Raw genomic sequence first — 9,097 nt, 5'->3', positions numbered from 1 at the left:
CCCTGGATGAGCTAGAAGGTGAACCGACACAGGCGAAGTTCCAGAGAGCACTAAACCGCCGCCTGAAGATTCTTGATGTGAAGGTCCAAGGTCTCACTGCGCTGTTCGCGGAATGCAAGATTCAGGGTGAGTTGCCTGCCCTGGTAACTGAAATCGGCCGGACGCGCCTCAAGTTCTGGCGCGCAGCAACTAGCGCGATTCCACTGGCGCCCAGGGATCGCGTTGCGGCCGATTCCGCGTTTGAGCATCTGCTGAGGCAGTTGACCAGTTTGATCATCCGCATCAATCAGCTAAAGCCCTAGTTCCTCTACGAGCCGACCTCAGACTAGCCGGCAGTAGTCGGGCGAGTGCCACGATCCTGGTAACACGACGCGGGACGCAAGAGGTGCAGCATGGGAAAAATGACCATCAGCATGGCCGAGCACCGGCTACGAGAACACCTCACGCTGGGCGGCCGTCCAGACGATCAGATTGGTCGGGACCTAATCTGGAAGTTTGTCACCAAGGTCTGGACTGACCGCTCCGTCGCTCCGCCACTTCGGCAGCACGGGGTCACGATTCAGGAGCTGGCGACGATGTACCAGGCCGTCATCGAAAGCCTAATGCCGAGACCCTGGATGAACGTCGCCGGTCCGATGCTCGTCCCCACGCAGTGGTTCATGGAGCCGCATCGCATCGAGAACCTTCTGGTCGAGACTACTCGGGACACCGCCGGCGGGGACCGGGAGGAATGGCTGCGGCGGTTCATCGACAACGCGCAGACCCTTGCTCGCTTTACAAGAGCCGCTCATGACGAACAGTACGGCCAGCCCAAGGTCTTGGTCGTCCCGGCGGGAGGACTGCGGTCCTCCAAGGGCGGAGGCTGTGCGGGCGGTCTCCTTCTGTTTACGGCAGCAGTGGCGTCAGCGACGTTCGCGATCCTGCGCTGAGCTCCCGTTAGTCGGCCTCCACTACTGGGGCCAAATGGCTGCAGCGAGCTTCCATAACGCGATGAGCGATGTAACCGCCCGGAATACGCTGTCGATGTGGTACGGCACGTTCGCCTTACGAGAGCGAACGATGCGAGCCGCTTCCTTGATGTCCTCCTCGAACCTATGCGCCTCGGGGTCGTTAAGAAGTCTCAATAGGTGAACAAACTCAACTTCCCGGTCCAGCGCATAATCTAATGAGGCACGACCTATGGACACGACGGACGACAGGACGCGGTTGTAAAGCAGGATCAAACCAGCGATGACTACCGTCTCGAACGGCGTGGTGCAAACTCTGAACATCGCCAGGATCACGCCAAGGGCAATGAGGTCTGCGAGCAGCCCCCAGACGGTGAAGGTCTTGAACGGGAACGCTGGGTCCTCGCTGCTGGGCCAGAGAGCTTTGATGGCTCGCTGCTGAACTTGGGCGTCGTGGTCGGTCACATTAGGGCTCCCCTTCCGTTGCCTCGAAGGCACGCTGGCGGTGGTGCTTTCTTTCCCAATGCGTTGCGCCTTTGACTCTAGCACGGCGCTAAGTCACCTGGCCGCGTGCTACGATTGCGTGTAGGGTTTGGAGCGATTGAGTTGCACCAGGAGGGTTGCATGCTGTGGAAAGCCGATAGGTGGTACCCGTTCAGCGTAGATCAAAAGGGGCAAGACCCGATAGAGACCTTCGCTCCGCGAGAGCCAGGATTCGTTGCTCTGGGGCTCGGCTACGGTCGCTCCATCGAGCACAAGGGTACCTACGACAACATCCGTGAGGGCCTGTATAACCTGAGGAACGCCGAGTCGTTCAAGGTCTTCGGGAGTGACTTGCAGTTTGCCTTCTCGGTGCAGAGAGTAACCGACTAGCACCCCAGCGGCAGTGACCGGGCCACGCTGACCGCTACCGGACTCGCGGACAGCCGCGTCGGTTTCAGACGGCGCAGACATGGTGATCGAGATCGACGAGTCGAAACTCGACCCGGTCGGTCGAGCACTGATGCGCTTTGGCGTCCTAGCCTATGGGCTCACGGCTGACCGCGAGTGGGCCGCCGCTCAGGTTGACGCCGGTGATAATGAGGCTGGCTCCGCTCGCCGAGCATACGTCCGGGTGATGTTGGCTTTTGTGGAGGGAATGACTCATGCCCACAAGCATCTCCTGCTTGCTGCCAACGAGACGGGGCGTGTCAAGCTAAGCGTGCCCGAGGTCTTCGTCCTCCACGAGGTGCAGTTTCAGCTTGACGCGAAGGCCAGAGCGCGGCCTGTTCGGAGGCCCTTGCGTCTGAAAGAAAGCGTGCGCTTCCTCCTTAAGCTACTTGGTCGCTGCGCGGATCCTCCTTTCGATCCAAACTTCCAGGATGACGGTTGGCGTGCATTCATGGACGCCATCGTGATCCGCAATCGAGTGACGCACCCCCGTACGCGTGACGACTTGTGGCTGACAGAGGCTGACCTCGACAGGGTAGATCAAGCGGTCAAGTGGTTCGAGGACGAGACCACAAACTTCCTGCGGGGGTTCAGGTCGGCGAAGACCGCGTGATTCTACCCGGCGGGTCAGACGGTCCGGAACGTGCCGTACATCAGAAGGGGGGGAGTTCCCCCTGATCTCCCAGTTGTGGAGCCCCGAGTTTCGCAGGTCTGGTCGGCCTTGTGACTCCGGTGCCCACGGGGGTGTCGGGAGGCGTAGCATCGCCTTCCAAGAGGAGAGACTGATGCCGTGGATAGTCGGGGGCATGCTGGTCGGTTTGGGCACGGAGTTCTTGCTCCGGCGGTACGCGCCTGAGATGAAACCCTGGGTCCGGGGGCTGCTAGGCTTCGGGGCCGCATTTGCGGCCGCGTTCGTAGTCTCGTTCACCCTGTCGTTTTGGGTACCCTTTTGGGATGCGTTCTGGAAAGCCTTCAAGGCGGCCCGCTAAGACCGTGTGGGAAGGCCCCTGGCAGCCCCGCCACGAGGCGCAGCGGAACCCCGGCGGGTCGGAGGGGCCGGGTTGAGCTCAGCCGGAAAGTTTCGCGGGCTCGGCTCTAGACCTCACGGCGGATCTCCCTGTAAACTAAGTGTGCTATGACCACTGCGTCCCGTCGCGTTCCGGGGCGCCGTTAGGGCCCTTTCCGTGCCGTCCCGCTGCGTCCCACTGGGTTTACGGCCGTGTGGTATAATTCATAGTTTGTCCGGGCCCAGTGGGGCCGGAGGTTAGGGATAGATTGCCGAAAGCTGCCGAAGCCACCATCTCTCAAGAGCCTCGCATCGTTACCGAGATTCCCGGTCCCAAGAGCCGCGACCTTGTCGCCGCGGAGTCGAAAAACTTGGCTCCCGGCGTCCAGTCCATCGCCACGCTCTCCGGGATTGCCGTAGCGCGTGCCGAAGGCTCCCTCGTCGAAGACGTGGACGGAAACCGCTACCTGGACCTGGCCGCGGGCATCTGCGTGAACGCCCTCGGCCACGCCCATCCGCGCTACCGCCAGATCCTCAAGGAGCAGATAGACGAGGTGACGGTCGGGTCCTTCACGACAGCCCGCCGGGCCAAGGCCTTGGCCAAGATCGCGTCTCATACCCCTAAGGGCCTCACCCGGATCCAGCTGTATTCGGGGGGAACGGAAGCCGTCGAGGCCGCGCTGCGGCTGGCCAAGTCGCACACCAAGAAGTATGAGTTCCTGTCCTTCTGGGGCGGCTTCCACGGCAAGACCGCGGGAACCATGTCCCTCATCGGTGACGGGACCAAGAACGGCCTCGGGCCCTCGCTCCCGGGCACCTACCTCACGCCTTATGCCGACTGCTACCGCTGCCCGCTCGGCCTCAAATACCCGTCGTGTGGGATCGAATGCGCGCAGTTCGCGCGCAAGGTGGTGAAGAACTCCACCACCGGCGCCCTCGCCGCCGTTCTGATCGAGCCCATTCAAGGCACCGCCGGCAACGTCGTCCCGCCTCCGGAGTTCATGCCCATCATCCAGGAGATCGCCCGCGAGAACCACGCCCTTCTGATCAGCGATGAGATGATCACTGGCTTCGGGCGCACGGGCCGCTGGTTCGGATGTGAGCACACCGACACCACCCCCGACGTGATCACCATGGGCAAGGGACTGGGGGCGGGGTTCCCCGTCTCCGGCCTCGCCTCCACGGACGAGATCACCAAGGCCGCGCCCTGGGGCAACCCTTCCGGCTCCAGCTCCAGCTACGGGGCCAATCCCATGGCGGGGGCGGCCGCTCTCGCCTCCGTGACCGTGATCGAGGAAGAGGGGCTGGTAGAGAATGCCGCCCGCCTTGGCGATTGGATGCTCGGCAAGTTCCGGGAGATGCAGCAGCGACACGAGTTCATCGGCCACGTACAGGGCAAGGGCTTGCTCATCGGACTGGAGCTGGTCCGGGACCGCCAAACGAAGGAACCCCTGGACAAGAAGTTCTGCGCACGGCTCTTCCAAGAATGCCTGCGGCGGGGGCTCATCAGCATGGTCTACAACCCGCATTTCCGGGTGAACCCCGCGCTCTCCATGGACCGGGCCTCGGCGGAGACCGCCCTCGGAATCATCGAAGAGGTGTTCGCCTGGGCCTCCCGCGACGGGGGGTGGCGTTGAAACTGCGCGGAGCCCTACTCGGGGCCGGGAACATCGCGCTCCGCGGACATGCGCCTCAATGGGCGAGCGGCGCCCTCGGCGACGAGGTCGAAATCGTGGCCGTGGCCGACCTCTCCGCGTGCAACCGGGAGGACGCCCGCGCCTTCTTCCCCCGTGCGCGCACCTACGAGAGGGCGGAAGACCTGCTCCAGCGGGAGTCCCTCGACTTCTGCGACATCTGCACCCCCCCCTTCACCCACCGGCTCTTGGTGGAGGAATCGAGCCGCCGTGGCCTCCATCTGGTCTGCGAGAAGCCCCTGGCCTCCTCCCCCGAGGACGCGGACCGGATAGCGCGGGCGGTGCGCGAAGCGGGTGTCGTCTTCCAGCCCTGCCATCAATACCATTACTCCCCACAGTGGCAGGCGGTGAAGGCCCTGCTGCCCCGCATTGGTCGCGTCTACCTGGCCGAGTACGAGGTCCACCGTATGGGCGCCAACCCGGGGAACCCGAACTGGGAGCCTCAGTGGCGCACCGACCGCAGCCTAGCCGGGGGCGGAATACTCGTGGACCACGGGGCCCACATCTTCTACCAGCTGCGCGCCGTGCTGGGGGAACCCGATACCGTCCAGGCTACGGTGCGGACGCTTCTCCACCACGGCTACGAGGTGGAGGACACCGCCTTTGTGACCCTGGATTTCGGAGAGGGCCTGGCCCAGGTGAGCCTGACCTGGGCCGCGCGGCGCCGGGAAATCCACTACCGCTTCGTGGGCGAGGGGGGCGAAATCACGGGCGACGATGAGCGGGTGAGCATTCACGCCGAGACCCGCGAGGAGATCGCCTTCGCGGGGGGCATGAGCCAGAACTCCTCACATTCGGAGTGGTACGCGCCGCTGCTCGTCGACTTCACCGACCGCGTGCGCCGGAGCGACACGGGTACCGAGGCTCTAGACGAAGCGGTATACGTAACGCGCCTGATCTCGCGTGCCTACGAGTCCTCGGAACAGGGCCGCGCGTTGTCCCTCACTCCTACCGAGGTAGAGGAGCCGGAGGCCGAGAGCCTGGCCTACGCGCTAGCCACCATGGATGCACCCGACTCGATGTTACCAACGCCGCTCCCCGCGGGTTCCAGCAGTGCCCCCGCGGAGGGGCGACGCCGGCGCTGGGTGCTGCGGGGGGTCGGCCTGAGCGTCCTCCTGGCCGCCGCCGCCTGGACCTTCTACGACGTGGACTGGCGCCAAGTGGCCCGAGCCGTGGCCTCGGCTCAGGTGGGCTGGATCATCCTGGCGGCCACCGTCAACCTCGTTTTCGTCCTCGCCGCCTCTGCCCGCTGGTTGGCCCTCGTGCGTCCCATGTCCAAGGTTGCCAACATCTACCACGCCTTCAAGGCCATGGTGGTGGGTTTCGCCGTCTCCACGGTGATGCCGGCCCGAGCGGGCGAACTGGTCCGCGCCCATTGGCTCGGGCTCGACACCGGCTTGCCGCGGACGTCCATCATTGGGTCCATCGTCCTCGACCAGCTGGTTAACGCCGCCGGGTTGCTCCTCGGCCTGGCTCTGCTCCCCTTCTTCGTCGGAGTCCCGCTGTGGATCCGGCCCGGCGGGGCCTTCGCCCTCGCCCTCTTCATCCTGGGCACGATCCTGGTCCTCGCCCTGCAGCCGCGGGGCGAAGGCGCCCCGGAGACCGCCGGCTCCCCGCGCCGTCACGCCGTGGCCCGGGTCACTGCGTTCATGGCCAAGGTGCGACACGGGCTCCTGGCCAGCCGAGAGCCGAAGGCCCTGGCCGCCTCCTTCGGTGTCTCCTTGGTGGCCTGGACCCTCGAGGTGAACGTGACCGCCCTCTCCATGAAGGCGGTGGGGCTGGATCTGCCCCTCTCCGCGATCTTCCTGGTACTGGTGGCGGTGAACCTGGCCCTGGCCTTTCCGCTCGCCCCGCCCGGGAACATTGGCACCCTCGAGATCAGCGCGACCTTGGCCTTGGTGGAGTTTGGCGTGCCAAAGGAGAACGCCCTGGCTTTTGCCGTCGTCTACCATCTCCTGCAGGTCGTGCCTATCGGCATTCTTGGTCTGGCTTTCGCCGGGGGGACCGACTGGTGGCGGCCCTTCTCGCGACGGTCGCGCTGAGGACCCCTTCCTCGTGAAGGCCGCTTAAACCGAGCCCGGTGTCGACCGCCTTTCTCGCCTTCCTCGCGACCCTCGCCCTGGGAGTTGTCTCGATGGGCGTCTATGCCCTGCGCGGGCCCCGGACCGACGCTGACCAGCAGGGCAAGGGAGGGCAGCTCTTCCTGGGGGCGGGCGACTTCCTCCTCCACTGGTTCATGTGGGCCCTAACCCCGCTCACCACCCTCTCTCTGCGCTTGGGCCTCACCCCGGACTTCTACAACTACTTGGGTCTGGCCCTGGGAGCGGCCAGCGGCGTGGCTATCGCCCTCGGCCGCCTCGAGCTGGGGGGCTTGGCCATCGCCCTGGGGGGGGTGGCGGATATCCTGGACGGGCGCATCGCTCGCCTGACCGGCGTGGCCTCAGACTTTGGTGACTTCGTCGACAGCACATTCGACCGCTTCGTGGAGGTGTTCGCCTTCCTCGGGTTCGTGATCTACCTTCGGGGAAGCGCTTGGGGGCCCTTCCTGGCCGCGGCCGCCATGGGCGGTTCGCTGATCGTCAGCTACGCCCGGGCTCGGGGCGAGGTCCTGGGGGTCCTCTGCACCGGGGGCCTGATGCAGCGGGGAGAGCGACTCGTGCTCACGTGCCTCGTCTGCTTCCTCGACCCCACCCTCACCACCTGGTTCCGACTGCCCCCGGGGACGGTGGTGGTGTGGATGCTGGCCCTCATGACCCTGGCTACGTTCTTGACCGCCGTCCACCGGACGATCTGGATCGGCGCGCGTCTTCGTTAGACGCCAGTTCCCTTCAGGGGGTAGCAGGGTGGGGACGCAGGCCCCCGGCGCGGGCGCCTGACTTCCGGCCTCCCTCCAGGCCGAAGATGACAGGCGCCGCGCCGGTGCCTACCTGTCCTATAGCAGTCCCCATGCCACGGAGTCCGCTCGTTCCCTTCCAGTGGGTTGTGGGCAGGGGCACCCTGATCCGCCCCCGAGGTGACACGAGAGTGTCCGGATCCGGCCGATAGTCGGACAGCCCGTCAGTGGAGCGGTCCCCGGGTCCGGTCCCCAGAAACGACCGCTCCCCACCTTTCCGGGGGCCGGAAAGCCCTCGGCGAGCACGGGGGGAGGCAAGGAAGCGAGTAATCGAGTCTCAGGCGGGCCGGATCTGCTGGCTCGCAGGGTCATAGACTTGGCGCCGGCCGCTCTCCCAGGCCTTGAAGCACATGATGCTGGCCACCGAGTGCGCGTACCCAACCTCGATCGGGGCGTTGGGCGTCTTGCGCGAGCGAAGGCACTCCAGCCAGTTACGGACATGGCCCTCTCCCGCGATGCGGGGGTCTGGTTGTGCGATGCCCGCATCCTCCGCCGCCCCCCGTTGCGTGCCCGCCCCGGCGGGTGCGGCCGCGACAGGTGTCGCCGGCTTCGGAACGGTCACGGACTGGGCCAGCGCCTCCTTGCCCCCGCCTGTCCCCCGCGCCGTCCAGCTCTCCGTGTCGAATGTCCCCTTGGTTCCGAAGAAGATCGCCTCCGGCACAGGGTTGTTGTTACCGAGGCGGGTTGCGTACTTGAGAAGAAAGCCCTTCGGGTACTCCAAAACGCATTCGATCGTGTCCGCATGCTCGCGTCCGTCTTTCCACACGTAGACGCCGCCGTGGGCCACCGCCGAGCGCGGCAGGGGGTCGTCCATGAACCAGAGACCGACATCGATCAAGTGCGCCCCCAGCAGGCCCGGCGTGCCCACCGTGAAGTCCTTGTAGAGGTGCCATCGCCGGAAACGTGCCGGATTCCAGGGCTCCTTGGGGAGAAACATCAAATACTGCTCCCAGTCCACGTCCTCGTGCCGGATGTCGTTGAAGTCGCGTGCCCAGCGGGGGGACGCGTCGTGCCAAGCGGTCTCCACCTCCGTCACCCTCCCCAGAATTCCGGATTGGACCAGCTTGGCCCCGGCATGATGCCGGGGATCGCTTCGCCGCTGGGTCCCGACCTGGACGATGGTCTGGTTCTCCCGCACGAGCTTGACCGCGGTGTTGGCGTGCTCGAGCACCGTCGCCATCGGTTTCTCCACGAAAGCGTGCTTCTTCAGCTTCGTGGCCTCGATGAGGATAGGCGTATGCGCGAAATCGGGGGTGGCTATGATCACCGCATCCAGGTCGCTCATGGCCAGGAGGTCGGGGAACCGCGCGAAGGTCCTCGGTTTCGAGTTCTGCTCCGCGGCCACCCGCGCGGCTGCTTTCTCGAGGTTGACTCTCCAGACGTCACAAAGGCCGGCGACCTCGACGTTCAGCTCCCCCGCCGACTTGAACGTCTCCCCGAGGAGGTGGTTGCCGCGCCCGCCACAGCCGATGAGTCCGACACGCAACCGCTCGTTGGCGCCCAAGACCTTCCGTGGGAAGGCCGACAGCACGGCCAGACCGGCCGCGGTGGCGGCGGACGACCTCAGGAAATCACGCCGTCCGTTCTGCGTTCGCTTCATGGCCTGCCTCCGTTCATCGTCCGCATA

The 9,097-nt window shown here is 65.3% G+C and carries 10 protein-coding genes; 8 read left to right on the top strand and 2 right to left on the bottom strand.

Annotation, left to right across the window (positions count from 1 at the left end):
• Both VN461_12350 and VN461_12345 read left to right on the top strand, forming a co-directional pair.
• Positions 1-302: hypothetical protein (locus VN461_12350; protein HXB55571.1), on the top strand; the 302-nt coding region annotated here is incomplete at its 5' end.
• 90 nt (positions 303-392) lie between these two features.
• Positions 393-929 (top strand): hypothetical protein, encoded by a 537-nt coding sequence (locus tag VN461_12345; GenBank protein ID HXB55570.1) that lies wholly within the window; start codon positions 393-395, stop codon positions 927-929.
• Positions 930-950: 21 nt separating this feature from the next.
• Here the strand turns inward: VN461_12345 and VN461_12340 are convergent, their stop codons facing one another.
• Complete coding sequence (locus VN461_12340; protein ID HXB55569.1) at positions 951-1,412, bottom strand: hypothetical protein; 462 nt, start codon at positions 1,410-1,412, stop codon at positions 951-953.
• Positions 1,413-1,571: 159 nt separating this feature from the next.
• On the opposite strand from VN461_12340, the gene VN461_12335 reads away from it, so the two are divergent.
• The 6 genes from VN461_12335 to VN461_12310 all read left to right on the top strand — a co-directional run bounded on the left by VN461_12335 (position 1,572) and on the right by VN461_12310 (position 7,392).
• The gene (locus tag VN461_12335; GenBank protein ID HXB55568.1) at positions 1,572-1,820 is read left to right on the top strand and encodes a hypothetical protein; all 249 of its coding nucleotides are present in this window, start codon (positions 1,572-1,574) and stop codon (positions 1,818-1,820) included.
• Between the two features lie 79 nt (positions 1,821-1,899).
• Positions 1,900-2,490, top strand: coding sequence for a hypothetical protein (locus VN461_12330; protein HXB55567.1), 591 nt, complete (start codon positions 1,900-1,902; stop codon positions 2,488-2,490).
• Between the two features lie 172 nt (positions 2,491-2,662).
• Entirely contained in the window at positions 2,663-2,866 is a 204-nt protein-coding gene (locus VN461_12325) for a hypothetical protein (GenBank protein ID HXB55566.1), read from the top strand.
• 286 nt (positions 2,867-3,152) lie between these two features.
• Positions 3,153-4,520, top strand: a complete 1,368-nt coding sequence (locus tag VN461_12320; GenBank protein ID HXB55565.1) for an aspartate aminotransferase family protein — start codon at positions 3,153-3,155, stop codon at positions 4,518-4,520.
• Positions 4,517-6,619 (top strand): flippase-like domain-containing protein, encoded by a 2,103-nt coding sequence (locus tag VN461_12315; GenBank protein HXB55564.1) that lies wholly within the window; start codon positions 4,517-4,519, stop codon positions 6,617-6,619. Before VN461_12320 ends, VN461_12315 begins: the two co-directional genes overlap by 4 nt.
• Before the next feature lie 38 nt (positions 6,620-6,657).
• Positions 6,658-7,392, top strand: a complete 735-nt coding sequence (locus tag VN461_12310; protein HXB55563.1) for a CDP-alcohol phosphatidyltransferase family protein — start codon at positions 6,658-6,660, stop codon at positions 7,390-7,392.
• Between the two features lie 355 nt (positions 7,393-7,747).
• Here the strand turns inward: VN461_12310 and VN461_12305 are convergent, their stop codons facing one another.
• Complete coding sequence (locus VN461_12305) at positions 7,748-9,070, bottom strand: Gfo/Idh/MocA family oxidoreductase (GenBank protein ID HXB55562.1); 1,323 nt, start codon at positions 9,068-9,070, stop codon at positions 7,748-7,750.
• Between the last annotated feature and the right edge of the window lie 27 nt (positions 9,071-9,097).

The sequence above is a fragment of the Vicinamibacteria bacterium genome, from assembly GCA_035570235.1.
In the GTDB taxonomy this organism is placed as follows: domain Bacteria; phylum Acidobacteriota; class Vicinamibacteria; order Fen-336; family Fen-336; genus DATMML01.
The sequence above is the reverse complement of the archived record's forward strand: the minus strand, read 5'-3'. Positions and strand labels throughout refer to the sequence as shown.